The sequence below is a fragment of the Streptomyces sp. WAC06614 genome (genome assembly GCF_003949795.1).
Taxonomy (GTDB): domain Bacteria; phylum Actinomycetota; class Actinomycetes; order Streptomycetales; family Streptomycetaceae; genus Streptomyces.
The window spans coordinates 1-24,310 of sequence record NZ_RPRY01000087.1 but is presented as its reverse complement, the minus strand read 5'-3'; the positions used below and the strand labels follow the sequence as shown (position 1 = coordinate 24,310).

Genomic DNA, 24,310 nt, shown 5'->3' with positions numbered 1-24,310 from the left:
CTCACCGGCCCCGCCGGCCGGCGGGGGTGGTGCGTATCTGCCGGCCCTCGGGGCCGGGGTCTTTCCGCCGGCCGGCGGGGCCGGTGAGTTTCGGTCGGCCGTGGGGGCCGGGGCCTTTCCGCCGGCCCTCGGGGCCGGGGTCTTTCCGTCGGCCGGCGGGGCCGGGGCCCTTCCGCCGGCCCTCGGGGCCGGGGCGTGTCCGCCGGCGCGGCCGGTGCCGATGTTCGCACCGCTGCGCGTGGGCCGCAGCCGCGGACGGCTGCGCCGGGCCCTGCGCCGCAGGCGCCGGGTGACCGCCGCCGGGCTGGCCATGGCGGCGGCTGCGCTGGCCGTGGGCGGGGCCGAGGCCCAGGCCTCGCGCGGCGGGCCGGCGCCGGCGGCGGCGCGGGGCGCCGCCGGGGCCCGGCCGGCGCCGCCGGTCGAGCGGCGGGTCTCGGCGCCGGTGCGGATCGCCGATGCCCGCACGGTCCGGCTGCTGCGGCCCGGTGACCGGGTCGACGTGGTGGCGGCGGAGCGGGCCGGTCCGCCGAGAGTGGTCGCCGCCGGGGCGGAGGTCGCCCAGGTGCCGCCCCCGGAGGAGGGCGCGGCCGACGGCGCGGCGGACGCCGGGGCGCTGGTCGTGCTGTCCGTGCCCCGGGAGACCGCCCGGGAGCTCGTCGGCGCGGGCGCCGTGGCACGCCTGGCGGTGACCCTGTGCTGAAGCCGAATCGCACGCACGGGCGGTCGAGTCAGCTGATCGCATGCCTCGATTGGACAGTGAGGGCCCGCACTGCCGTAGTTTTCGGAACCATTGGCTCCACAACCCTGACCGTCACCTGCACAGAGAGGCTGATCAGTGAGCGAGAAGAAGGAGGGCGTCCTGGCCGGTTTCAAGGCGTTCCTCATGCGCGGGAACGTCGTGGACCTGGCGGTCGCCGTGGTCATCGGTGCCGCGTTCACGAACATCGTGAACTCCATCGTCAAGGGGATCATCAATCCCCTCGTGGGCGCGATCGGCACCAAGGACCTCAACAAGTACGCGTCCTGCCTGAAGTCCCCGTGCGAGACGAACGCCGCGGGCGACGTGGTCTCGGGCGTTCCGATCATGTGGGGCTCGGTGCTGAGCGCCACGCTCAGCTTCCTGATCACCGCGGCGGTCGTCTACTTCCTGATGGTCCTCCCGATGGCCAAGTACCTGGCCCGGGTGGAGGCCCGCCGCAAGGCCCGCGAGGGCGTGGCGGAGACCGTCGCGGTCACCGAGCTGGAGGTGCTCAAGGAGATCCGCGACCACCTGGTGCGCCAGCGCGGCGGCGAGCACGACCAGGAGCGCGCCCGCGTCTAGCGGCGGCGGCTCACAGGTGGTGGGGCGGCTTCTCGTCGAGGAAGCGGGCCAGGTCGGCGGCGGCGTCACCGCCGGACGGCCGCTCGCCCCACCCCCGGTCCGTGTCGTCCGAGGACTGCTGGTCCAGCGGATCGCCGAAGTCCAGCGTGGGCATCGGACGGGTGCCGGGCTTCGGCTCGCGCGGGCCGGGGGCGGGGGCGGTGCTCATGCCTCCAGGGTACGGCCGCCCGCCGCGGCCCGGCCCGGTCGGGGGGACCGGCTCAGCTGGGGGCCTCGGCGCCCTGGCGGGCGTAGTACCACCAGCACACCGCGAGACAGGTCGCGTAGAAGACGATGAACATCCACAGGGCGGTGGTCACCGCCAGGTTGGCGAACATGGCCGGGATGAAGAAGAAGCCGTAGGCGGCGATCGCGGAGGAGAAGCCGGTCACGGCGCCCGCCTCCGTCTCGGACTGCTTCACGGCGGCGTTCAGCTCGTCGGGCCCCTTGCCCCGGGCGGCCCTGACGTGCTGGTCCCGGAAGATCACCGGGATCTGCCGGAAGGTCGAGCCGTTGCCGAGGCCGGAGAAGAAGAAGGCCGCCAGGAAGCCGGCGAAGAAGGTCCAGAAGCTGCCCTGGTCCCCGCCCGTCGGCAGCGCGAAGATCACCACGACCAGGGAGGCCGCCATGCCGACGAAGGACAGCAGCGTCACCCTGGCCCCGCCGATGCGGTCCGAGAGCCAGCCGCCGGCCCAGCGCATCAGCGCGCCGATGAAGGGGCCGATCCAGGCGTAGGTGGTGGCCTGGTAGCCCTGGGACTCGAAGTTGTTCTTGATGAGCAGCGGCAGCCCGGCGGCGAAGCCGATGAACGAGCCGAAGGTGCCGACGTAGAGCCAGGTCATCAGCCAGGTGTGCTTCCGCCGGAAGATGATCTTCTGCTCGCGGAAGGGGGCGGCCGCCACCTTCAGGTCGTTCATCAGGAACCACGCCAGCAGCGCCATGACCACCAGGAGCGGCACCCACAGGAAGGCGCCGTTCTGGAGCCAGATGTCGGTGTTCTCCTTGGTGTCGAGCTGGGGCCCGCCGGCCGGGGGGCCGAGCACGGCCGCGGTGACCACCAGCGGGGCGACCAGCTGGACCACGCTGACCCCGAGGTTGCCGAGCCCGCCGTTGAGGCCGTTGGCGCTGCCCTTCTCCCGTTTGGGGAAGAAGAAGCCGATGTTGGCCATGGAGGAGGCGAAGTTGGCGCCGCCGATGCCGCAGACGGCCGCGATCAGCACCAGTTCCCAGTAGGGCGTGCCGGTGTCCTGGAGGGCGAAGCCGAGCCAGAGCATGGGGGCGACCAGCACGAGGGTGCTGAGGGCGGTGAATTTCCGCTCGCCGACCATCGGTCCGATGAAGGTGTACAGGATCCGGAAGGTGCCGCCCGTCAGGCCCGGCACGGCCGTCAGCCAGAACAGCTGCGACTTGCTGAAGCCGAAGCCCACGTCACCGAGCTTGACCACGGTGACCGACCACACCTGCCAGACCACGAAGCCCAGCATCAGGGCCGGGATGGAGATCCACAGGTTGCGCTGGGCGACGCGGCGGCCGGTGGCCTGCCAGAAGGCCGAGTCCTCGGGCCGCCAGTCCACGACGGTGGTGCCGGGCCGGTAGCTGTCCCCCCGGTGCCGGCCGGTGCGCGTGGTGGGAGTGGGGGTGGGGGTGGACATGATCACCGGTCCTTGGGATCGAGGAGCCACAGGCCGAGCACGACGAGGAAGGACAGGCACAGGAAGCCCGCGCCCCACCAGGCCGTGCCGGTCCTGCCCTCCATCCACGCGTTGACGGTCACCGTCAGCGCCCACAGCTGCCCCACCACGACCGTGAGGGCGAGCGCCAGGCGGGCGTTGAGCTTGGACGAGCGCTCGGGCTCCTGCTCGGTGCCGGCCCCCGGGCCGGGGCCGGTGTGCCGGATCCGCGGATCGCCGTAGCCGCTGGTGGAGCGGATCTGCGGATAGCGCTCGCGGACCGGCCGGTTCAGTCGGGGCTGGGCACTGCCCGGGTGGTACTCGGGCCGGGGCGGGGGCTGGGAGGTGCTCATGTCCGCCTCCTGTCGGGAGCCAGGTGGCCCGCGGGGGCGCCGGCTGCGCCCGGGCAGCCGAGGCGCTGGGCCATCTCCGGGCGGGTGTCGCGGAACTGCCGGCACAGCGCGTCCTTGGCCGTCTCGCCCGAGCGGGCGGTCGCGATCGCCCAGACGCTGCCGTCGGGCTGCTCGGTCAGGAAGATCCGGGGCAGCGGGCGGGGCGGCGGTCCGGCGGTGACCTCACCGGTGCGGGCGTCGAAGACGCCCTCGTGGCAGGGGCAGTACAGCTCCCCGTCGGGGCCGCGGTCCTCTCGCCAGAGCACCGCGCAGGCCAGGTGGGTGCAGACGGCGGAGTAGCCGACCAGGGTGCCGTCCGCCAGCCGCACGGCCAGGGCGCGGTCCTCGTCGCCGGGGAAGCGGAAGGCCACGGACCGGCCGGGCAGGAGCTGGTCGGCGACCTTCCGGGCCGGGGGCAGGGACTCGCTGTCGCCGTGCCGGTGCAGGATGCCGGAGGCGACGCCGATGCCGCCGATGGCCAGTCCGCCGGAGACGGTGGCCACGATCCGCAGGTAGTCGCGGCGGGTGGTCAGGGAGTCGGCGCCGATCCGGTCCCGCAGCCGGGCCCGGTCCTCGTCGGTGCCGGCCTCCGGCCCGCCGTCCCCGCCCGCTCCCGGGGCCTGTTCGGTGACGCTCATCGGACGTCCACCCCATTGATCTCGACGACGGGCAGCCCGCCGGGCACGGGCCACTGGACCTTGTCGGCGGGGACGACCATCGCGACGCCGGTGGAGACCACCACGTCCCCGAAGGCGAAGGAGTCGGCGACCTGGACGCCGGGGCGCTCGGCCTGGAGTTCCTCCAGGGTTCCGTAGAACAGGGCGCCGGTCGGGCAGACGGTGGCGCACATGGGGGCCAGGCCGTAGGCGGTGCGGTCGTAGCAGAGGTTGCACTTCATCTGCAGCTTCGCCTGGAGGTCGATCTTCGGGACACCGAAGGGGCAGGCGTTGACGCAGTTGGCGCAGCCGATGCAGCGGGTGGTGTCGGCCTGCTGCACCACCCCGTCGGGGGTGACCAGGATCGCGTCGGCCGGGCAGACCTCGGCGCAGGGCGCGACCGGGTCCTCGCAGTGCATGCAGACGGTCGGGAGGGAGGCGACGGACTGGCCGGGCTCGGTGTAGTCCAGGTGGATCATCGACTTGCCCCGGTGCGAGTCGCACTCGCGGCAGGCCGAGACGCACGCCTGGCAGCCGATGCACCGCCCCGGGTCGATGAAGATCGTGCGGCCCATCACGGGGCATCAGCTCCTCTCCGCCGTGCCACGGCCCTGGGGAGACGTGGGGGGCAAGGGGTCGGTGCGGGAGACCTGGGTCTCGGGATAGGCCTCGCGTCCGGGAGGGCTGGGCGGCGCGGGCACCTCGTCGACCCGGTCGGCGGCCTCGATCCGGGCCGCGCACACCTTGTACTCGGGGATCTTGGAGCGGGGGTCGAGGGCGTCGATGGTCAGGCCGTTGGCGGCGGTCGGGATGGGCCAGTGGTACGGGACGAAGACGGTGTCGGGGCGGATGGCCTCGGTGACCAGGGCCGGAAAGACCTCGCTGCCCCGGCGGGTGACCACCCGCACCGGGTCGCCGTTGGCGAAGCCGTGCGAGGGGTGGACCTCCACCCACGGGCGCGGGGTCTGCTCGACCAGGGCGCCCAGCCGGCGGGTCTGGTTGCCGGACAGGAAGTGGGCCACGGTACGGCCCGTGGTCAGGGAGAGGGGGAATTCCTCGGAGTAGGGGTCCATGGGCGGGTGCCACTCGACGACCTGGAGGTGGACCTTGCCGTCGGGGTGGTAGGTCCGGCCGTCCTCGAACAGCCGGGGCGTGCCCGGGTGATCGGTGGAGGGGCAGGGCCAGGCGATCCCGCCGGTCTCCTCCAGGCGCTCGTAGGTGATGCCGTAGTAGTCGTTGACCGTGCCGGCGGAGGCGATGCGCAGCTCCTCGAACACCTCGCGGGAGCCGGCGAAGGCGAATTTGTCGCCCCGGCCGAGCCGGCGGGCGAGCTCGCACATGACCCAGGTGTCGGTGCGGACCCCGGCGGGGGGCTCCTGGGCCTTGTTGTGCTTGACGACGCGGGCCTCGGTGTTGGCCATGACGCCCTCGTCCTCGGCCCAGACGGTGACCGGGAGGACGACGTGGGCGTTGGCGGCGGTCTCGGAGAGGAAGAAGTCCAGCTGGGCGTGGAACTCCAGCGTGTCGTAGCCCTCCTTGACGGTGCCGTAGTTGGGCAGCGACACGAAGGGGTTGTTGCAGATGCCGATCAGACCGCGGATCTCCTGGCGCTGCATCTGCCAGACCATCTCCATCATGGAGGTTCCGGCGGGCGGGAGTTCGGACTCCTCGATGCCCCAGATCCGGCAGATCTGCCGGCGGTGCTCCTCGTTCAGGATGGACCGTCCGCCCGGCAGCAGGTCGGACTTCTGGCCGTGCTCGCGGCCGCCCTGGCCGTTGCCCTGCCCGGTGATGGTGCCGTAGCCGGCGCCGGGCCGGCCGAGGTTGCCGGTGGCCACGCACAGGTTGATGATCGACAGGCAGTTCTCGACGCCCTGGGAGTGGTGCTCCACACCGCGGGCGTGCATCGCCATGGCCTTGTCCGCGCCCGCGAACATCCGCGCCACCTGCACGATCTGCTCCTCCGGCACCCCGCAGATCTCCGCGGACCGGGCCGGCGGGTAGTCCTGGACGGTCTTCTGGACCTCTTCCCAGCCGGTGGCGTGCGCGGCCAGGTAGGCCTCGTCGGTCAGGCCCTCGGCGACGACCACGTGGAGGACGGCGTTGAAGAAGGCCGAGTCGGTGCCGGGTTTGAGGGCGACGTGCACGTCGGCGGTGCGGGCGACGGCGGTCTCCCGCGGGTCGACCACGATCAGGCGCGCACCCCGGTCCCGGGCGCCCCAGACGTACTGGGTCATCACCGGGAAGCACTCCCCCACGTTGGAGCCCGCGATCAGCAGGCAGTCGGTGAGGAGGATGTCGGAGAACGGGTTGGCGGCCCGGTCGATGCCGAAGGCCAGCTTGTTGGCGCCGGCGGCGCTGACCATGCACAGCCGGCCGTTGTAGTCGACGTGCCGGCTGCCGAGGGCGACCCGGGCGAACTTGCCGACCAGGTAGGTCTTCTCGGAGAACAGGCTGGCGCCGCCGAGCAGGCCGAAGGCGTCCTTGCCGTGGGCCTCCTGGATCCGCCGGATCTCGGCGACGGTGAAGTCCAGCGCCTCGTCCCAGGAGACCTCCCGGAACGGCTCGTCGCGGGAGCGGCGCATCAGCGGGGAGGTCAGCCGGTCGGGGTGGTTGACCTGCTGGTAGGCGTTGATGCCCTTGGGGCACAGCCGCATGCGGTTGATGTCGTGGTTGCGGGGTTCGACGCCGAACACCTTTCCGGCCCGGTCCACCCGCAGGTACATGCCGCACTGCACCCCGCAGAAGCAGCAGTGCGTGGGGACGAGGGTCTCGCCCTCCTGGTCGGCGTGCCAGCGGTCGGCGGGGATGCCTCCGGCGTCGCGGAAGGCGCGGGTTCCGGGCGGGGCGAGGGAGGGGTCAAGAGGCAGCGGCGAGGTCACTTGAAGCCCTTCTTGACGTGGGTGAGGTAGGCGTTGCCGCGCAGGACCCGCTTGCAGCGGGGGCAGTACTCGGCCCAGGCGTCGAAGTCGAGCTTCAGGTCGCGCATGGTGCCGCGCAGGTTCTCCACGTACGGGCCGGTGTCCACGGGCTCGCCGCAGCGCTTGCAGGCGAAGACCTGCTCGTCCTGCCTGGCGGTGTACTTGAACAGCTGCATGCCGACGGCGGCCGGCCGCTGGACGATGTGGAAGAACTTCCCGAACGGGATGTAGATGAGGGTGAAGACCACCGAGACCATGTGCAGGATCGCCAGGAACTCGTAGCCCCCGCCGTGCAGGAAGATCGAGGAGAAGGTGAGCAGCAGCCCGGTGACCGAGATGACGATCAGGCAGATCAGCGGCAGCAGGTCGTAGGCGAAGCGCTGGCCGGTGATGGCGCCGCGGTCCTTCATCCGCCGCCACAGGAAGTACGAGGCGCCGGGGATGACGAGCACGGCGGCGATGTCGAGGCCGTGGAACATCAGCCAGCCGACGAGGTTCAGCGAGTTGAAGCCGAGCACCTTGAAGCCCCAGATCCGCATCTCGTACCCGGGACCGGACCCGGTGGCGGAGGTGAAGGTGAACCAGCCCCAGGTGAGGGGGAAGGTGATGGCCGCGGCCAGCAGACAGCCCCAGAAGATCAGCTGGTGGGCGGCCCAGCGGGAGTGCGAGCGGGCGCCGAGGAACTTCTGGAAGCCCAGGTAGGTGGCGATCATGCGCGGCAGCGCGGTGGGGGCCTTGCGGAAGTTCTCCGCGGAGAACAGGCTGCCGAAGCCGCGTCGGAACAGCCGCCGGGCGCCGGGCGCGGAGACCCAGACGGTGTAGCGGTAGGCGACGCCGAAGGCGAGGAAGACGGTGGCGACGGCGTACGGCAGCAGCGCCGAGTCGAAGTCGCGCAGCAGTCGGCTGCCCAGCACGATGGCGACGATCAGCAGCAGGGAGACGACGGCGCCGGCGAGCGTGGCACGGGCCGTGACGGAGCGGTTCGGCGGCGGCTCGACCGGCATGGAAGCCGGCTCCGGGGATGGCTCCGGAGCCGGCTCGGCGGTACGTACTTCGGTGGGCTCGGACACAGCACCACGCTAGAGGTGATGTACCGATTCGGCCCGTTTTGTACTACTGTTCGCTCGGCCGTCCGGGTGATCCGGGTCGGCACTCGGACGGCGGTCGGACGGCTGTCGGACCGCGATCAGACCGCCGTCAGGCCCTCCGCCGCGAAGGCCGCCCGGGCCGCCGTCACCTGCTCCGGCGTCGGGGCGGGCGTGTCACGCAGGGTGAAATCCTGGCCCAGGGCCTCCCACTTGGCCGCGCCCAGGGTGTGGAAGGGCAGCACGTCCACCCGGGAGACGTTGCCGAGCCCGGCGGCGAAGGCCGCCACGCCGGCCACGTTGTCGGGGGCGTCCGTCAGCCCCGGCACCAGCACGAAGCGCAGGTGCACCTCCTTGCCGAGGCCGGCCAGCCGCCGGGCGAAGTCCAGGGTCGGCGCGAGGGGGCGTCCGGTGACCTTGCGGTACGTCGCGGGGTCCCAGGACTTGATGTCCAGCAGGACGAGGTCCACGTCGCGCAGCAGCGCGTCGGTGGCCCGCGCCCCGAGGAAGCCCGAGGTGTCCAGCGCGGTGTGCAGGCCCAGCTCGTGCTTCATGCGGTGCAGCAGTTCCCCGGCGAACACCGGCTGGAGCAGCGGTTCGCCCCCCGAGACCGTGGCGCCGCCGCCCGAGACGGAGATGAAGCGGACGTACTTGCGCGCCTCGGCGACGACGTCGTCGGCCGAGGTCCGCCGGCCGGCCCGCATCTTCCACGTGTCGGGGTTGTGGCAGTACAGGCAGCTCAGCGGGCAGCCGGCGAGGAAGGTGACGAACCGGGTGCCCGGCCCGTCCACCCCGGTGGACAGGTCCCAGGAGTGGACCGAGCCCTCGCTGGGCCGGTGGGTGGCCGCGGCGGCCGGCGTGACACCGGCCGACGCGGTGGCGCGGGCGGAACCGGTGGCGCCGGCGGTGGCGCGGGTGGTGATGTGCGAACCGAGCAGGACGGTCATGACGGACACCCCTGGTCTGTCGGGCGGTCGGAGGTGGCTCTACAGGGAGCCGTGGAAGGTGCGGTTCAGCACGTCGAGCTGCTGGGCCCGGCTCAGCCGGACGAAGTTCACCGCGTAGCCGCTGACCCGGACGGTCAGCTGCGGGTACTTCTCCGGGTGCTCCATGGCGTCCTCCAGCACCTCCCGGTTCAGGACGTTGACGTTCATGTGGAAGCCGTCGCTCGCCATGTAGCCGTCGAGCACGCCGGCCAGGTTCCTGATCCGCTCCTCGGGGGTGCGGCCCAGGCCGTCGGGGGTGACGGTGTTGGTCAGCGAGATGCCGTCCTCGGCGTCCTCGTAGGGCAGCTTGGCGACCGACAGGGCCGAGGTGACGTAGCCGTGGGTGTCGCGGCCGTTCATCGGGTTGGCGCCCGGGGAGAACGGCTCGCCGGCGCGGCGCCCGTCGGGGGTGTTGCCGGTCTTCTGCCCGTAGACCACGTTCGAGGTGATGGTCAGCACGGACTGGGTGTGCTCGGCGCCCCGGTACGCGGGGTGCTTGCGCACCTTCCGCATGAACTCCTCGACCAGTCCGACGGCGATGTCGTCGACCCGGTCGTCGTTGTTGCCGAAAGCCGGGTAGTCACCCTCGACGGTGTAGTCGGTGACCAGTCCGGTCGCGTCGCGGTGGACGGTGACCTTGGCGTGCTTGATGGCGGACAGCGAGTCGGCGGCCACCGACAGCCCGGCGATGCCGCAGGCCATGGTGCGGCGCACGTCCCGGTCGTGCAGGGCCATCTCGATGCGCTCGTAGGCGTACCGGTCGTGCATGTAGTGGATGACGTTCAGGGCGTGGACGTAGGTCCGGGCGAGCCACTCCAGCTGGGCGTCGAACTTCGCCATCACCTCGTCGTGGTCGAGCACGTCGGAGGTGACGGGTCCGGTCTCCGGGCCGACCTGGACGCCGGACTTCTCGTCCCGGCCTCCGTTGATCGCGTAGAGCAGGGTCTTGGCGAGGTTCACCCGGGCGCCGAAGAACTGCATCTGCTTGCCGACGGGCATCGCCGAGACGCAGCAGGCGATGGCCGTGTCGTCGCCGAACCGCGGGCGCATCAGCTCGTCGGACTCGTACTGCACCGAGGAGGTGTCGATGGAGACCTGCGCGCAGAACTCCTTGAAGCCCTGCGGGAGCTGCGGGGACCAGAAGACGGTCATGTTCGGCTCGGGGGCCGGGCCGAGGTTGTAGAGGGTCTGGAGGTAGCGGAACGAGGTGCGCGTGACCAGCGGCCGGCCGTCCTCGCCCATCCCGGCGAGGGACTCGGTCACCCAGGTGGGGTCGCCGGAGAACAGCTCGTCGTACTCGGGGGTGCGCAGGAAGCGGACGATGCGCAGCTTGATGATGAAGTCGTCGACGAGCTCCTGGGCCTGCTCCTCCGTCAGCAGACCGGCCCCGACGTCGCGCTGGAGGTAGACGTCGAGGAAGGTGGAGGTGCGGCCGAGCGACATGGCCGCGCCGTTCTGCTCCTTCACGGCGGCCAGGTAGGCGAAGTACAGCCACTGGATCGCCTCGCGGCCGGTGGCGGCCGGGCCGGAGATGTCGTACCCGTAGGAGGCGGCCATGGCCTTGAGCTCGCCGAGGGCGCGCATCTGCTCCGCGAGCTCCTCGCGCAGCCGGATGGTCTCCTCCAGCGCGTGGGCGTCGGTCGGGGCGGCGTCGAGCTCGGCCTTCTCCTCCTTCTTGGCGGCGATCAGGCGGTCCACGCCGTAGAGGGCGACCCGCCGGTAGTCGCCGATGATGCGGCCGCGGCCGTAGGCGTCGGGCAGACCGGTGATGACGCCGGCCTTGCGGGCGGCCCGGATCTCGGGGGTGTAGGCGTCGAAGACACCGGCGTTGTGGGTCTTGCGGTACTCGGTGAAGACCTTCTCCAGCTCCGGCGAGACCGGGTAGCCGTACGTCTCCAGGGCGCCGGCGACCATCCGCCAGCCGCCGTACGGCATGATCGCGCGCTTGAGCGGGGCGTCGGTCTGGAGGCCGACGATCAGGTCCTTGTCGCGGTCGATCCAGCCGGGGGCGTGCGCGGTGATGGTGGAGGGGATGTCGTGGGCGACGTCGAGGACGCCCTTCTCGCGCTCCTCCGGGAACGTGTCCGTGATGGCCTTCCAGACGGCGGTGGTGCGCGCGGTGGGGCCGGCGAGGAAGGAGCCGTCACCCAGGTAGGGGGTGTAGTTCTGCTGGATGAAGTCGCGGACGTCGATCGCGTCGCGCCACAGCCCGCCCTTGAAGCCGTGCCAGGCCGTGCCGTGGGGGGTGGCGTGGGGGGTGGTCTCCGCCGGAATGGCCGTCATCGCCGCACCTTCTTCGAGTCGCCTCATTGCTTGTCTCCATTGCACGCCGTGTGATCGATCATCGGGGGCCGCGATGGTCCCTTCCTGGCGCCCGAAGGTCCTGGGGCTGGTCGGGCAAGATCGTCCGCAGGGCGTTGACCTGGGCGTTCGCAGGGGACGAAGGTCCCTTGCGAGCTTGTGAATGCATTCACAAAATCTTGTACGGAGGGCCCGGCCCGGCTGGTCGTCCTGTCCGGGCCGGGGTGGGCCGCGTCAGCTCGGTGCTTCCGCGCCCTTGCGGGCGTAGAACCACCAGGCCACGACGATGCAGCTGGCGTAGAAGCCCACGAAGCCCCACATCGCGCTGGTGACCGCGAAGTTCGCGAACATCGCCGGGATGAAGAAGAAGCCGTAGGCGGCGACGGCCGCCGTGAAGCCGGTGACCGCGCCCGACTCGATCTCCGCCTGCTTGAGCGCCGCCGCGTACTGCGGCGTGCCTTCCGTCAGGCCCTTCAGGTGCTGATCGCGGAAGATCACCGGGATCTGCCGGAACGTCGAGCCGTTGCCGATGCCCGAGAACAGGAACGCGGACAGGAAGCAGAGGAAGAAGCCGGGGAAGGAGCCCGCGGACGTGCCGGACGGCAGGAAGGTGATCACGCCGATGATGGACGCCGCCATGCCGACGAAGGACAGGATCGTCACCCGGGCGCCGCCGAGCTTGTCGGCGATCCAGCCGCCCGCCCAGCGGGCGAGCGCGCCGAGCGCCGGACCCATCCACGCGAACGTGGCAACCGAATACGCCGGGAAGGTGGTCTTGATGAGCAGGGGGAGAGCCGCCGCGAACCCGATGAAGGAACCGAACGTACCGACATAGAGCCAGGTCATCAGCCAGTTGTGCTTGCGCTTGAAAATGATCTTCTGCTGACGGAAGGGGGTGGAGGCGACCGTGAGGTCGTTCTGGCCGAACCAGGCCACCAGAGCGAGGACGACCAGCACCGGGACCCAGACGAACGCCGCGTTCTGGAGGTAGATCTCCGAGCCGTCGGCCTTCTTCTGGCCCGCGCCGACGGCGAGGACGGAGGAGGTGATCAGGATCGGGGTGAGGAGCTGGACGACGGAGACGCCCAGGTTGCCCAGGCCGCCGTTGATACCGGTCGCGTTGCCCTTCTCCGCTTTCGGGTAGAAGAAGCCGATGTTGGCCAGGGAGGAGGAGAAGTTGGCGCCACCGATACCGCAGAGCGCGGCGATGGCGATCATCACGCCGTAGGGGGTGTCGGGGTTCTGCACCGCGGAGCCCAGCCACAGCAGCGGGACGATCAGGACCACCGTGGAGACGGCCGTGAACCGGCGCTGGCCGATCATCGGGCCCAGGAAGGTGTAGAAGATCCGGGCGGTGCCACCGGTGATGCCGGGCACGGCGGTGAGCCAGAACAGCTGGGACTGGCTGAAGCCGAACCCGACGTCCTTGAGGTTGGTCGCGGTGATCGACCACACCTGCCAGACCACGAACGCCACGAGCAGGGCCGGGACCGCGATCCACAGGTTGCGGGTGGCGACCTTCTTCCCGGTCGTCCTCCAGAAGGACGGGTCCTCGGGCGTCCAGTCGGTGATGGTGCGCCCCGGACGGTACTGCCCGGGGTCCGGAGCGGCCGGTGACCGTACCGCGTCCTGGGTGACGGAACTCATGGCATGTCCTGAAACGTTGAGACGTGTCCTTGCCGGTCCAGCGTCCGCTCCGGGACCCGTGCGGCGTCAGGGGCGAACGTCGTCCGGGCGGCAGGACCAAGTCCCACGGCCCGCACGCCATAGGTCCGCGCGCCTCGCCTGCTGATCGGCGTACGCCTGCTGTGCTGGGCGGCATGGCATACGTACCGATGACCGCCCGCAGCCGCGACGAGGAGCACCGCGCGGCGACACCGTTGGAGCTGTTCTTCGACCTGTGCTTCGTCGTGGCGGTGGCGCAGGCCGGGCGGCAGCTCGTGCACGCCCTCGCCGAGGGGCATCCCGGCACCGGGATCATGGGCTATCTGTTCGTGTTCTTCGGGGTGTGGTGGGCGTGGATGAACTTCACCTGGTTCGCCTCCGCGTACGACATCGACGACGTGCCGTACCGGCTGGCGACCCTGGTGCAGATCTCCGGGGTGCTGGTCTACTCGGCCGGGATCCCGCGCGCCTTCAACGACAACGACTGGACGGTGGCCGTCGTCGGCTACCTGGTGATGCGTGTGGCCCTGACGCTCCAGTGGCTGCGGGCCGCCGCCGGGGAGGAGGGCGGGGCCCGGCGCTGCGCGCTGACGTACGCGGTCGGGCTGGTGATCTGCCAGGCCGGCTGGGTGGCGCTGCTGTGGGCGCCGGAGGGCAGCAGGCGGTGGCTGTTCCTGGTGCTGGTGGTGGCCGAGCTGATGGTGCCGGTGGTCGCCGAGCGGCACCACCAGACCCACTGGCACCCGCACCACATCGCCGAGCGCTACGGCCTGTTCACCATCATCGTGCTCGGCGAGACCATCGCGGCGAGCACCGTGGCCGTGCAGTCGGCGCTCGACGAGCACGAGGCGCTGGACGTCCTGCTGCCGATCGCGGCGGGCGGACTGCTGATCGTGTTCGCGGCCTGGTGGATCTACTTCGCCGTGCCCGCGCACGACCGGCTCGGCAGCAACCGGGAGGCCATCCCGTGGGGCTACGGACACTTCGTCATCTTCGCCTCGGCCGCGGCGATCGGCGCCGGGATCGAGGTCGCCGTCGAGCACGCCGTGGGCAAGGCCCATGTCTCCACGGTGGCGGCCAACCTGTCGGTCACGGTGCCCGCGGCGCTGTTCCTGGCCTTCGTCTGGCTGCTGCACTCGCGGCACTTCAAGCACGGTGCGGCCCAGCAGGCGGTGCTGCCGGTGGCGGCGGTGTTGATCCTGCTGTGCGCCTGGACCGGCTCGTACGCGGTGCTGTGGGCCGGGCTGGTCGCGGCGGCCGCGGTGGCGGCGGGCGTGACCTTGGTGCACCGGGAGCGTTCTGAGGGCGTGAGGCGAGAGGAAGAGGTGTCGTCATGACCATCCCGGCCCAGTCCGGTGCCGGCCGGGGGGAACCCGGCCTCGGCGACCCGGCGTTCTGGCAGCAGCCACCGGCGGCCCGGCTCGCGGCCTTCGCCCGGCTGCGCGCCCTCGACGCGCCCGTCCACGTCGACGAGGGCCGCGGCCGCGGCCACTACGCGCTGGTCCGGCACGCCGACGTCCAGGAGGCGAGCCGGCTGCCCAAGGTGTTCGCGAGCGCGCCGGGGGTGACCACGCCGGAGCCGGCCCGCTGGGTGCGGGCCCTGTTCGGGGACTCGATGGTCAACCTGGACGGCCCCGACCACGCCCGGCTCCGCAAGATCGTCCAGCGTGCCTTCACCCCGCGGCTGCTGGCCGCGGCGGAGGCGGACATCCATGCCGTGGCGGCCCGGATCGTCGACGACATGCTGGAGCAGCGGCCGGACGAGTTCGTCGCGGCGGTCGCCTCCCGGCTGCCGCTGGAGGTCATCTGCAACATGATGGGCATCCCCGAGCGCTACCGCCCCGAGATCGCCGACCGGGTCAACCACGCCTCGGAGAACATCGGCGTCGAGCGGGGGCTCGGCGCCCGGCTGCGCATCCCGGGTCGCGGACTGCGGGCGCTGGCCCGGATGCAGCGGATGGTCGCCGGGATCGGGCGGGAGCGCCGCAGGCACCCGGCCGACGACCTGATCTCGGCCCTGGTCACCGCCGACGTGGACGGGCAGGCTCTGGGAGCGCGGCAGTTGGGCGCCTTCTTCTCGCTGCTGATGGTGGCGGGGGTGGAGACCACCCGTAACGCCATCACGCACGGGCTGACCCTGCTGACCGACCACCCCGACCAACGGGAGCTGCTGCGCGGCGACTTCGAACGGTACGCGGACGGCGCGGTGGACGAGATGATCCGGCACTCGACGCCGATCATCCAGTTCCGCCGGACCGTACGGGCCGAACACACCCTCGGCGGTCGGACGTTCCTGCCCGGCGAGAAGGTGGTGCTGTACTACGCCTCGGCCAACCGCGACGAGGCCGTCTTCCCCGACCCGGACGCCTTCGACATCACCCGCTCCCCCAACCCGCACCTGGGCTTCGGCGGCGGCGGCCCGCACTTCTGCCTGGGCGCGCACCTGGCCCGGGTGGAGATGAAGGCGCTGTTCCGGGAGCTGCTGACGCGCCCGCACGACCTGCGCGCGGTGGGCCTGCCGGACCTGGCCGGCTCGAACTTCGACAACCGGGTGCGCTCGCTGCGCTTCGCCTTCGACCACGGCTGAGCCCGGGCACGACGGACGTAGCGCGGGCGACGCACGTAGCGCGGGCGACGCACATAGGGCGGGCGGCGCGCGCCGTGCGGGCGACGCGCGCTGCGCGGGGCCGGCCGCCGGGCAGGCTGGGAGCCCGGCGGCCGGGGCGGTACGGGCTACTTCTGCAGCCGCTGCACCTGGAGCACGCAGTGCGCGCTGCTGGTGAGCACCTGCTCGTCGCCCGCGAAGGCCCGCAGGACCTCCGCCGTCACCGGCTGCCCCGGCACCGCCTCGGGCCAGGCCCGGGTGGCGAACAGGAAGTACACCTGCTCGCTGTCGGCGGCCGCGGAGACCCACTCCGGCGGGGCGGTGCAGGTGGCGTTCAGACCCGGCAGGGTGAGGGTGACCAGGTCGTCGTTGACCAGGACCTTGACCGGGAAGTTGTGCGGGCTGCGGGTGCCGTCCAGGACCACGTCACCGATGGGCAGGCCGATCTCCTCCAGCAGCCCGCGCGCGGCCGCCTCGCCGGCCTCGCGCCCCTGCGGGGCGTCACCGAGGGAATAGGCGAGCAGGTACGGGATGTCGTGCCCGTCCTCGGGGTCACCGATCCAGGCGAGCACCGAAAGGGTGCCGAGCTGCGAGCGGTCGATTTCGGCTTGAGTAGAAGTCATGCGCGCACCCTAGCCCTCTTCCCCCCGGCCCCTTTACGGCCCTTCACCCGGGCGGGCTAGACGGACCAGAATCCTTCTCCGGAATTCGCCTGCGTGTTCGCGTCCTGGTACTGCAGCCGGACGATGCGCGCGTTTTCCGGAATTTCGAACACCACCCACCCCTCGGCCCGGTCGCCGACCGACAGGGAATCGAAGACGAGGGGTTTGCCCGTGGTGAGTTCGCCCGTGGCGATCGAGGGATAGCGCTGCCCCGCGCTGTCGAGCGCCCACATGCGCCCGAGGGCCCCGTACGTCGCCCCGCCCACGTTGACGAAGGACATCCCGGCGCCCACCCAGCGCTTGCCGGCCGGCGGGGCGTAGTCCTTGTCCACGCTGACCGCCGGGTCGACGTACGCGGTCAGCACGGCCTGGAGGTGGCGGCCCACCTGGCGGCCGTGGACCCGTACCGGCTCGCCGACGCGGGCGTCCTTGGTGGCGCCGCGGGCCCCCGGCGGCTCGTCGTCCGCGCCGGGCGCCCCGTCGTCCACCGGGATCGCCGGGGCGGCGGCGGGGGCCAGGGCGTCACCCTCGGGGGCGCCGGAGCAGGCGGTGGTGGCGGCACCGAGCAGCAGCAGGGGCAACAGGACGGCGACGGGGACGGAGTGACGCATGGGAAATCCCTTCGGCGACGGATTCCGGCCAGTCTCACGCGGCCGAGCGGGCAATTGCACCCAACGACACGGGCGCACGCCAGTGAGATGCGACCGGCCGACCAGCACAATTCGTTGCGGCGGATTTCCACCGCCCCACCACCCCCGGAGGAATCATGCGCATTTCCCCCCGCCGACTGACCGCCGTCGCGGTGTCCGCGCTGGCCACGGCCGCCGTATTCACCACCCCCGCCGGCGCCGGAGCCTTTGGGAACGAGATTTCCGTATCGCCTTACGGCACTATTTCCGACCCGGGCTCCGTCACTCTTCACGGTATCTACCGCTGCTCTCCCGGTTCACCGGATGGAGTGCAGATCCAGGCCGCGGTGCACCAGGACTCGACCCGGCTCGCCTTCGGCGGACAGGAGGCCGTCTGCGACGGCGAGCCGCACAAGTGGTCCGCGACGGGTTCGCTGAAGTGGACCCGTGTGCACGAGGGCCCGGCCGTCGCCGAGGTGCGCCTGCAGTCGGCGTCCCTGGGCTCCGGCTTCTCGGTGCGCGTGTCGTACCTGGCCACGGCGGAGCGCGAGGTCTTCCTCAAGACCCAGCACTGACGGGCCTCCCCGGGACCGTCCCCCCACCGGCCCAGGGCCCCGACGTCACCGCCCCGGCCCGTCCTCGGCCGGGGCGGTGAACTCGCACCACACCGCCTTGCCGTCGCCCCGCGACTCCACGCCCCAGTGCGTGGCCAGCGCGTCCACCAGCAGCAGCCCCCGCCCGGTCGTCGCCGCCTCCCCCGGGCTGCGCCGCCGCGGCCAGACGCTGCTGCGGTCCTTGACCCACAACCGGATCCGACGTACGGGCTCCGGCAGCACCTCCATCGTCAGCACCGCCCCGCCGTCGGTGTGCAGCAGGGCATTGACCAGCAGCTCGCCCGCCGCCAGTTCCACGTCGTCGGCCAGCCCCGGCATGCCCCAGTCCCGCAGCGCCTGCCGCAGCGCGAACCGGGCCTCCGACAGCCCCTCGGGGTCGGCCTGGTGGATGTACTGGTGGATGCGCGGGGCCCGGTGCGTCCCGGGGTCGGGGGCCCGGCGCAGCACCAGCAGGGCCACGTCGTCCCCCGAGCCCCAGCGTTCCCAGAGCCGGTCCAGCAGGTGGTCGGCCAGCGCCCCCGCCTCCTGCGGACCGCTGCGCACCGCGTGGGCCAGGGCCTCCATGCCCGCGGTGATCGACGCCGCCGGCTCCTCCACCAGCCCGTCCGTGCACAGCACCAGCGTCTCCCCGGGCACCAGGTCCAGCCGGGTCTCGGGGAAGTCCTCCTGCTCGAACACCGAGGCCAGACCGAGCGGCAGCCCGCCGCGCAGGTTCGGCCAGCCGGTGCGCCCGTCCGTGTGCCGGATCAGCGGCCCCAGGTGCCCCGCCCGTACCGCCCGCACCCCGCCGGTCTCCAGGTCCACCTGGGCGTACGTACAGGTGGCGAAGCGTTCGGTGTCCAGTTCGGCCAGGAAGCGCGAGGCCCGGGCCAGCACCGTGGACGGGGCGTGCCCCTCGCCCGCGTAGGCGCGGATCGCGATCCGGAGCTGGCCCATGATCGCGGCCGCGTGCGTGTCGTGGCCCTGGACGTCGCCGACCACGATGCCCACCCGGTCCCGGGGCAGCGCGATCACGTCGTACCAGTCCCCGCCGACCTCCCGCCCGCTCCACGCCGAGTGGTAGCGCACGGCGATCTCGCCCCCGGTGATCTCCGGGATCCGGCGCGGCAGCATCGCGGCCTGCAGGCCGGTGGCGAACTCCCGCTCCTGGTCGAACAGCAGCGCCCGCTGGAGCGACTGGGCGACGATGCCCGCCAGGCCCAGGCACAGGTTGCGCTCCTCCGGGCTGAACTCGGTGCGCCGCCGGTAGAAGAGCACCAGCCCGCCGATGGCCCGGGCCTGCGCGATCAGCGGCAGGTAGGCCGCCGCGTCGTACTGGATCCGCCGCAGGTACGGCGCGAGCAGCGGGAACTCCCCGGCCAGTTCGGCCAGGGAGGTGACGAAACGTGCCTTCCTGGTGAGCACCGCCTGCGACAGCGGCAGCGAGCCGTCCAGCCGGGTGAACCGGCGCTCGCTGAGGATCTCCAGCGACTCCCCGCTCAACGCGATGATCTTGATGGCTTCGTTCTCGACGAGCCCCAGCGCCAGCCCGTCGGCGCCCAGCCGCTCCAGCGCCCCCGCCCCGGTCAGCGTGGCCGTCACGTCGTCCACGGTCACCGCCCGCGACAGGGCCTCCGTGGTGCGCTGCACGATCGTGGTCTGCTTGACGCGCGCCGCCTCCAGCTTGCGCAGCTGCATCGCGTGGGCCAGCTCCGCGGCGGCGTCCCGGACGATCCCGACGATCCGCTCCCCCCGCCCCGTGCGGTCGCGCAGGATCCGGCCCTGGGCGTGGGTCCACTGCTCCCGGCCGTCACGCCGGTGCACCATGAAGTACGAGCCGAACGACTCCTCCCCCGCCGCCAGCGCCCCTTCCACGGTCTCCCGCAGCCGTGCGGCGTCCTCGGCCGGGACCCGTACGGACACCCCTTCGGGCGTGCCGTCGTACTCCTCCGGGTCGAGGTCGAAGATCACCAGGCCGGCCGGGTCCAGGGCGAGCAGCCCGGCGGACAGGTCCCACTCGAAGCTGCCCATGCCGTTGAGCGCCAGCCGTTCCCCGGGGGCGGTCGCCCCGGGCGGGCGGGGCGCTCCGGGGTCCTCTCCCACGCCACTCACCACCTAACGGCCGGGCCAGCACGGCCGGGAGATCAGCCGCTCCCACTCCTCGTCAGGATGCCCCGGCAGGGTCCGCCCGGCCTCCCGCCAGCGCTCCACGAGCGACTGGTAGATCGTGGACAGGTCGGCGTACCCGTACGCCGGCCCGCCGACCGGGTACGGGGCCGCTCCGGCCGGATACGCGGAGCCCGCGCCCCGGTACCGGCCGGCCGCGCCGGCCTGGCGCGGCGCTCCGCCGGCGGGGTACGCCGCCGGGCCTCCCGGGTACGGCACCGGAGCGGGCGCGTACGGCGCCGGGCCGCCGGGGTACGCCGCCGGGGCGCCGGGCGGGTACGCCGCCGGGGCGGACGGATACCCCGCCGGGGCCGGCGGGTACGCCGCTCCCCCGGCCGGATACGCCGGCGGGTCGGCGTACGGCGCCGGAGCATCCGCGTACGGCGCCGGAGGGCCCGCGTACGGCGCGGCAGGATCCCCGTACGGCGCCGTGGGCTCCCCGTACGACGCAGTGGGCTCCCCGTACGACGCAGTGGCGCCCGCGGGCCTGCCCGGCGCGGTGGCCCCGGGCCGGTCGGGCGCCCCGGACGCCCCGGGCGTCCCGTCCGGCCCGGGGCCACCGCCCGGCGGCTGCTCCGCGCGACTGGCGGGGATGCGGACCCAGCCCCGCCCCTGTGCTCGTTCCGGGCTCATCGCGGACCCCTCTCAGCGCAGGTAGGTCTTCGGCTGCCCGGCGACCGGCCCGCGGGGGACCGCGCCGGCACCGGCGGAGCCCGGCAGCGGACCGCGGGCGGCCAGCCGCCGGCGGACTCCTGCCACCAGTCTCCCCGCCGCGAAGCCCGCACCGTGCACGAATCGCATGGAAGGGCCGAACGAGGGAGCCGTCAGCAGTCCCGCGAAGAACAGTCCCGGCCACGACGACTCGAACCCGGCGCTCAGCTCGGGCGTCCGGCTCCCCCCGACCGTCCGCAGCCCGGCCCGCAGCCCCGCGTCCAGCAGGGTCAGCCGGTCCAGCGCGGGCACGAACCCGGTCGCCGCGATCACGTGCGCCACGTCCAGCACCACCGACTCGCCGGCCGCCGTGACCAGGCCGAGCCGGGTCCGCCCGCCGGCCGGCACGGCCCGGTGCAGCCGGTGCCCGAGCAGCGCCGGCACCCGGCGTTCGAAGCGGTCGCGCAGCCACCAGGCCCCGGCCGGGCCGAGCGCGGTCGCCGCGATCCGCTCCCGGGTGGCCTCGGGCAGCCGGCGCACCGCCCAGGGCAGCTCCGACCACACCCAGCTGCGCCAGCCGGTGCCGAGCCCGCTGTGCGGATCGCGCAGGGCGCGCAGCAGCGGGCGCTCCAGCGGCTGCGGCACGGTGTTCCAGTGGAGCCGGCCGCGCCGGGCGACCAGGCAGGGCCGGGCGCCCTGTTCGGCCAGCAGCGCGGCGGTCTCCAGGGCGGCCTGTCCGGCGCCGAGCACGGCCACCTCCTGGCCGGCGAACCGGGACAGGTCGTGGTGGTCGCTGCTGTGCGAGCAGTGCCCGGGCGGCAGCCCGGCCAGGCCCGTCGGCACGTGGGCGAACGGCAGCACGCCCACGGCCAGCGCCACGGTCCGGGCGTACAGCGCCGGCCCCTGGTCGGTGGTGATGCGGAAGCCCTCGCCCTGCGGGGCGACATGGGTGACCGTCACCTCCTCGACCTCGGGACAGGCCTGCCGGGCGAACCACATCCCGTACCCGCTGAACGTGCCGATCGGCAGCGGCTGCCCGTGCCGGGCCGTCAGGCCCCGGGTGCGGCAGTACTCCTCCAGGGTGTACCGCCCGCCGGGCGCGGAGAGGTTGGACGACCAGGGCTCGGACTTGAGGAACATGCCCTCCGGCATGTGGTCGCGCCAGGACGCCATGGGGCGTCCCAGCACGCGTACGTCGAGCCCGGCCGCCGCGGCGTGCGCGGCGACCGACAGCCCGTACGGACCGGCGCCGATCACCACGAGGTCGTCCATGCGCTCCACGGGCCCTGCCTCCAGCTGTCTCGCGGTCCGCCCGGTTCCCGGGGCGGACGCCCGTCACGTCAACGCGCCACCAGCTCGTCCGGCTCGGCCGGCGCGGGCGGCGCCAGGTCCGTGCCGCGCTGCCGGGGCGTGCGGACGACCGCGCGCGCCGTGCGCCGACCGCGCGCGGGGAAACCCCGCAGCGCGCTCCGGACCACACGCGCCCCTTTGCGCGCCCCTCGTCCGAGAAAAGCGGTGATCATGGCGATGAATGGCCACAGATCGTCCCCCGCAAACCACGCCGCCTCGATGCGCCCCGGCGCCCGCGACGGCCGTACGTCCACCACCCCGGGCGCCTCCCCGCGGCGCGGCGGCCGGGGCAGGCCCAGCCCCCGTACGGTCGCCAGCAGGGCGTAGTTCTCCGCGAGGAAGACCCGGCCCGGGCCACCGGTCGGCGTGGGGACCTGCTGGCCCGTCAGGTCCAGGTAGAGCGCCTGGACCACGTCCAGCCCGGCGTCGTCGGTGAACAGCCGGAACTGGGCGCCGGGCCGGGGGTTGAAGTCGACCAGCCGGAAGCAGCCGAGCTCGTCCCGGCGGAAGTCGAGGTCCAGGATCCCCTCGTAGCCCAGGCGTTCGGCCAGCCGCAGCCCCGCCTCCTCCACGGCCGGGTCCGGCAGCCACCGGCCGCGCGCGGTCAGCCCGGTGCGCACCGGCCAGGACAGTTCCTTGCGCCCGGAGCCGGTCAGCAGGGGCCGGCCGCCCCGGGTGAAACAGCCGTGGAAGAACCAGTCGGTGTCCGGGCCGGCCGGCAGGAAGCGCTGGAGCAGCAGCCGGCTGCCCGCCTCCTGCGACCGCTCGTACAGCCCCCGCGCCTCGGCCGCCGAGTGCACCAGGGTGGTGCTGCGCAGCCCGCGCCCGCCCGGCAGCAGCCACGGGCGGCTCCACTTGGCGACCGCCGGCAGCCCCAGCCGCCACACCGCCTCGGCCGCCTCCGCGGCGCTCGCCGGGACCACCGTCTCCGGGTGCGGCACGTCCCACCGCCCGCACAGCCCGGCCAGCTCCGCCTTGTCGGCCACCCGCTCGGGCAGGCCGCCCGGCTGACGGGGGATCCGGAACCGTCCGTCGAGGCCCGGGGCGATCCGGGCCACCGTGATGGCGCTCAGGTCGTCCATCGCGAACAGCACCGCCGGCCGCCCGATCCGTTCGGACACCCCGACAAGACACTCCAGCAAAGCCTCCGGCCGCTCCGGGTCCAGCCCGCCCGCGGGGCCCTCGTGCACCGCGTGCAGGTACCGCGAACGCCCCATGGGACCTCCCCGGTCCTCGACGACGGCATGCACCTCCACGCCCCTGCGCCCAAGGGATCTGACGGCGCCGAGGGTCCCGTGGTGGAAGGGGTTCCGGTCGAGTCTGAGCAGAACGGCGGGCGCGTGGTTGAGATACGCGAGCATGGCAACGGTGTCTTTCACCTAGTCGGACCAAGCGGATGAAGTGTGCAGCTGCGAATGGCCTATGCAGCGGCCACCGGACAGGCCATTCGTCAGATGTGATGCCTAACGTCGTTGAGAGGCCCGTCGATTCGGGAAGCCCGGGAGGAGAAGCCATGACCCGACCACACCGCAGACTGGCGAGCACCTGCATCGGTACGGTCGCGGCCGGCCTGCTCGCCTCCGGCGCCGCACTGGCGGCACCGAAGGACGCGTCCGTCCCCCGTGACCGCGACATCGCGATGGGTGCCTACCTCGACTACGGGCCGAGGGGCGTGGCCCGGATCTCGGCCCTGTCGCGCTGGCTCGGCGGCAAGGAGATCCGGGTCGGGCACACGTATCTGCCCGGGGACGTCTGGTCGAACATCGAGGGCGCGCCCGACTTCCTGGAGGACTGGGCCGAATGGCGCCAGGCCAAGGACGACCGGATGTTCGTCCTCAACGTGCCCATGCAGGAGCGCAACGAGGCCCGGGTCCCCGACTGGCAGGTGGCCCAGCTGATCAGGGCGGGCGCGGCCGGCCGGTTCGACCGGCACTTCGAGGCGCTCGCCACCCGGCTGGTGGACCTCGGCCTGGAGGACACGGTCGTCGTGCTCGGCTGGGAGATGAACGGCGTCACCTACACCCACCGCTGCGGTCCCGACCCGGAGAACTGGAAGGCGTACTGGCGGCGGATCGTGAAGGCGATGCGCTCGGTGGAGGGCCAGGCGTTCAGGTTCGACTTCGCCCCCAACCGCGGCACCGACGCCATCGGCTGGACCAAGTGCTACCCCGGTGACGACGTCGTCGACATCATCGGGATGGACTCCTACGACCAGGCGCCCGGCACCACGTTCGACGAGCAGGTCAGCCAGCCGTACGGGCTCCAGGAGCACGTGGACTTCGCGAAGCGGCACGGCAAGGCCATCTCCTACCCGGAGTGGGGCCTGTACCGGCACGGGGACAACTCGGAGTACGTCCGGCGCATGTTGGCGTGGATCGAGGAGCACCGGCCGCTCTACCACACCATCACGGACTACTGCCCGCACGGCGTGTGGCAGTGCAAGCAGAACCCGCGGTCCTCGCGGGTCTTCCGGGACGCGCTGACGCTCCGCCCGGCACCCGAGCCGACCCCGACCCCGACGCCGACCCCGGTCGTCCCGACGCCGGCGGTCCCGACCCCGGCCGTCCCGACACCCGTGGTCCCGACGCCCGTCGTGCCCACCCCCGTCGTCCCCACGC

The 24,310-nt window shown here is 72.6% G+C and carries 22 protein-coding genes; 6 read left to right on the top strand and 16 right to left on the bottom strand.

What is annotated here, in order from left to right:
* Window positions 1-220: 220 nt before the first annotated feature.
* On the top strand, window positions 221-700 hold the full coding sequence (locus tag EF918_RS14615) for a hypothetical protein (RefSeq protein ID WP_125645644.1): 480 nt from the start codon (window positions 221-223) through the stop codon (window positions 698-700).
* 135 nt (window positions 701-835) lie between these two features.
* The gene (gene mscL / locus EF918_RS14610; protein WP_125645642.1) at window positions 836-1,321 is read left to right on the top strand and encodes a large conductance mechanosensitive channel protein MscL; all 486 of its coding nucleotides are present in this window, start codon (window positions 836-838) and stop codon (window positions 1,319-1,321) included.
* 10 nt (window positions 1,322-1,331) lie between these two features.
* Here the strand turns inward: mscL and EF918_RS14605 are convergent, their stop codons facing one another.
* From EF918_RS14605 to EF918_RS14560, 10 genes are all read right to left on the bottom strand, one after another.
* A complete protein-coding gene (locus EF918_RS14605) occupies window positions 1,332-1,529 on the bottom strand; it encodes a hypothetical protein (RefSeq protein WP_125645640.1) in 198 nt (65 codons plus the stop codon).
* Between the two features lie 52 nt (window positions 1,530-1,581).
* Window positions 1,582-3,012, bottom strand: coding sequence for a NarK family nitrate/nitrite MFS transporter (locus EF918_RS14600; RefSeq protein ID WP_125645638.1), 1,431 nt, complete (start codon window positions 3,010-3,012; stop codon window positions 1,582-1,584).
* Between the two features lie 2 nt (window positions 3,013-3,014).
* Entirely contained in the window at window positions 3,015-3,383 is a 369-nt protein-coding gene (locus EF918_RS14595) for a hypothetical protein (protein WP_125645636.1), read from the bottom strand.
* Window positions 3,380-4,060, bottom strand: coding sequence for a ubiquinol-cytochrome c reductase iron-sulfur subunit (locus EF918_RS14590; RefSeq protein ID WP_125645634.1), 681 nt, complete (start codon window positions 4,058-4,060; stop codon window positions 3,380-3,382). The genes EF918_RS14595 and EF918_RS14590 overlap by 4 nt, the downstream gene beginning before the upstream one ends.
* Window positions 4,057-4,656: a 4Fe-4S dicluster domain-containing protein gene (locus EF918_RS14585; protein WP_125645632.1), complete on the bottom strand. Its 600-nt coding sequence runs from the start codon at window positions 4,654-4,656 to the stop codon at window positions 4,057-4,059. Before EF918_RS14585 ends, EF918_RS14590 begins: the two co-directional genes overlap by 4 nt.
* A gap of 6 nt (window positions 4,657-4,662) precedes the next feature.
* On the bottom strand, window positions 4,663-6,960 hold the full coding sequence (locus tag EF918_RS14580; RefSeq protein ID WP_125645630.1) for a molybdopterin oxidoreductase family protein: 2,298 nt from the start codon (window positions 6,958-6,960) through the stop codon (window positions 4,663-4,665).
* Window positions 6,957-8,069 (bottom strand): MFS transporter, encoded by a 1,113-nt coding sequence (locus tag EF918_RS14575; protein ID WP_125645628.1) that lies wholly within the window; start codon window positions 8,067-8,069, stop codon window positions 6,957-6,959. Before EF918_RS14575 ends, EF918_RS14580 begins: the two co-directional genes overlap by 4 nt.
* Window positions 8,070-8,185: 116 nt before the next feature.
* Window positions 8,186-9,031, bottom strand: coding sequence for a pyruvate formate-lyase-activating protein (gene pflA / locus EF918_RS14570; RefSeq protein ID WP_125645625.1), 846 nt, complete (start codon window positions 9,029-9,031; stop codon window positions 8,186-8,188).
* 39 nt (window positions 9,032-9,070) lie between these two features.
* The gene (pflB, locus tag EF918_RS14565; protein WP_125645623.1) at window positions 9,071-11,353 is read right to left on the bottom strand and encodes a formate C-acetyltransferase; all 2,283 of its coding nucleotides are present in this window, start codon (window positions 11,351-11,353) and stop codon (window positions 9,071-9,073) included.
* Between the two features lie 252 nt (window positions 11,354-11,605).
* Complete coding sequence (locus tag EF918_RS14560; protein ID WP_125645621.1) at window positions 11,606-13,018, bottom strand: MFS transporter; 1,413 nt, start codon at window positions 13,016-13,018, stop codon at window positions 11,606-11,608.
* A gap of 173 nt (window positions 13,019-13,191) precedes the next feature.
* Between EF918_RS14560 and EF918_RS14555 the strand changes: the two genes are divergently transcribed.
* Together EF918_RS14555 and EF918_RS14550 are read left to right on the top strand one after the other, a co-directional pair.
* On the top strand, window positions 13,192-14,373 hold the full coding sequence (locus EF918_RS14555) for a low temperature requirement protein A (protein WP_125645619.1): 1,182 nt from the start codon (window positions 13,192-13,194) through the stop codon (window positions 14,371-14,373).
* Window positions 14,370-15,623 (top strand): cytochrome P450, encoded by a 1,254-nt coding sequence (locus EF918_RS14550; RefSeq protein WP_125645616.1) that lies wholly within the window; start codon window positions 14,370-14,372, stop codon window positions 15,621-15,623. Before EF918_RS14555 ends, EF918_RS14550 begins: the two co-directional genes overlap by 4 nt.
* A 146-nt stretch (window positions 15,624-15,769) precedes the next feature.
* On the opposite strand, the gene EF918_RS14545 is transcribed toward EF918_RS14550, so the two are convergent.
* Both EF918_RS14545 and EF918_RS14540 read right to left on the bottom strand, forming a co-directional pair.
* Window positions 15,770-16,264 carry a DUF5949 family protein gene (locus tag EF918_RS14545; RefSeq protein WP_125645614.1) on the bottom strand — a complete coding sequence of 165 codons (495 nt, stop codon included), beginning with the start codon at window positions 16,262-16,264 and terminating at the stop codon, window positions 15,770-15,772.
* Between the two features lie 56 nt (window positions 16,265-16,320).
* Window positions 16,321-16,914 carry a hypothetical protein gene (locus EF918_RS14540; RefSeq protein WP_125645612.1) on the bottom strand — a complete coding sequence of 198 codons (594 nt, stop codon included), beginning with the start codon at window positions 16,912-16,914 and terminating at the stop codon, window positions 16,321-16,323.
* A gap of 155 nt (window positions 16,915-17,069) precedes the next feature.
* Here EF918_RS14540 and EF918_RS37690 point away from each other — a divergent pair, with 155 nt between their 5' ends.
* Window positions 17,070-17,507, top strand: a complete 438-nt coding sequence (locus EF918_RS37690; protein WP_221889714.1) for a DUF6299 family protein — start codon at window positions 17,070-17,072, stop codon at window positions 17,505-17,507.
* 45 nt (window positions 17,508-17,552) lie between these two features.
* Here the strand turns inward: EF918_RS37690 and EF918_RS14530 are convergent, their stop codons facing one another.
* The 4 genes from EF918_RS14530 to EF918_RS14515 form a co-directional block, all read right to left on the bottom strand.
* The gene (locus EF918_RS14530) at window positions 17,553-19,628 is read right to left on the bottom strand and encodes a SpoIIE family protein phosphatase (RefSeq protein WP_260610198.1); all 2,076 of its coding nucleotides are present in this window, start codon (window positions 19,626-19,628) and stop codon (window positions 17,553-17,555) included.
* Between the two features lie 12 nt (window positions 19,629-19,640).
* Window positions 19,641-20,324, bottom strand: a complete 684-nt coding sequence (locus EF918_RS14525) for a hypothetical protein (RefSeq protein ID WP_125645608.1) — start codon at window positions 20,322-20,324, stop codon at window positions 19,641-19,643.
* Window positions 20,325-20,336: 12 nt separating this feature from the next.
* Window positions 20,337-21,614 (bottom strand): NAD(P)-binding domain-containing protein, encoded by a 1,278-nt coding sequence (locus EF918_RS14520; RefSeq protein WP_125645646.1) that lies wholly within the window; start codon window positions 21,612-21,614, stop codon window positions 20,337-20,339.
* A 68-nt stretch (window positions 21,615-21,682) separates the two neighbouring features.
* Window positions 21,683-22,909 carry an ATP-grasp domain-containing protein gene (locus tag EF918_RS14515; RefSeq protein WP_312847833.1) on the bottom strand — a complete coding sequence of 409 codons (1,227 nt, stop codon included), beginning with the start codon at window positions 22,907-22,909 and terminating at the stop codon, window positions 21,683-21,685.
* A gap of 296 nt (window positions 22,910-23,205) precedes the next feature.
* Between EF918_RS14515 and EF918_RS14510 the strand changes: the two genes are divergently transcribed.
* A partial coding sequence (locus EF918_RS14510) for a glycoside hydrolase family 26 protein (protein WP_260610197.1) occupies window positions 23,206-24,310 on the top strand: 1,105 nt, incomplete at its 3' end.

What these genes read in the sequence shown, in the direction of transcription:
- EF918_RS14615 (WP_125645644.1), top strand. Translation starts at nt 221, where the DNA reads ATGTTCGCACCGCTGCGCGTGGGCCGCAGCCGCGGACGGCTGCGCCGG.
- EF918_RS14605 (WP_125645640.1), bottom strand. Translation starts at nt 1,529, where the DNA reads ATGAGCACCGCCCCCGCCCCCGGCCCGCGCGAGCCGAAGCCCGGCACC.
- EF918_RS14600 (WP_125645638.1), bottom strand. Translation starts at nt 3,012, where the DNA reads ATGTCCACCCCCACCCCCACTCCCACCACGCGCACCGGCCGGCACCGG.
- EF918_RS14595 (WP_125645636.1), bottom strand. Translation starts at nt 3,383, where the DNA reads ATGAGCACCTCCCAGCCCCCGCCCCGGCCCGAGTACCACCCGGGCAGT.
- EF918_RS14590 (WP_125645634.1), bottom strand. Translation starts at nt 4,060, where the DNA reads ATGAGCGTCACCGAACAGGCCCCGGGAGCGGGCGGGGACGGCGGGCCG.
- pflA (WP_125645625.1), bottom strand. Translation starts at nt 9,031, where the DNA reads ATGACCGTCCTGCTCGGTTCGCACATCACCACCCGCGCCACCGCCGGC.
- pflB (WP_125645623.1), bottom strand. Translation starts at nt 11,353, where the DNA reads ATGACGGCCATTCCGGCGGAGACCACCCCCCACGCCACCCCCCACGGC.
- EF918_RS14560 (WP_125645621.1), bottom strand. Translation starts at nt 13,018, where the DNA reads ATGAGTTCCGTCACCCAGGACGCGGTACGGTCACCGGCCGCTCCGGAC.
- EF918_RS14555 (WP_125645619.1), top strand. Translation starts at nt 13,192, where the DNA reads ATGGCATACGTACCGATGACCGCCCGCAGCCGCGACGAGGAGCACCGC.
- EF918_RS14550 (WP_125645616.1), top strand. Translation starts at nt 14,370, where the DNA reads ATGACCATCCCGGCCCAGTCCGGTGCCGGCCGGGGGGAACCCGGCCTC.
- EF918_RS14545 (WP_125645614.1), bottom strand. Translation starts at nt 16,264, where the DNA reads ATGACTTCTACTCAAGCCGAAATCGACCGCTCGCAGCTCGGCACCCTT.
- EF918_RS14540 (WP_125645612.1), bottom strand. Translation starts at nt 16,914, where the DNA reads ATGCGTCACTCCGTCCCCGTCGCCGTCCTGTTGCCCCTGCTGCTGCTC.
- EF918_RS37690 (WP_221889714.1), top strand. Translation starts at nt 17,070, where the DNA reads ATGCGCATTTCCCCCCGCCGACTGACCGCCGTCGCGGTGTCCGCGCTG.
- EF918_RS14525 (WP_125645608.1), bottom strand. Translation starts at nt 20,324, where the DNA reads ATGAGCCCGGAACGAGCACAGGGGCGGGGCTGGGTCCGCATCCCCGCC.
- EF918_RS14520 (WP_125645646.1), bottom strand. Translation starts at nt 21,614, where the DNA reads ATGGACGACCTCGTGGTGATCGGCGCCGGTCCGTACGGGCTGTCGGTC.
- EF918_RS14515 (WP_312847833.1), bottom strand. Translation starts at nt 22,909, where the DNA reads ATGGGGCGTTCGCGGTACCTGCACGCGGTGCACGAGGGCCCCGCGGGC.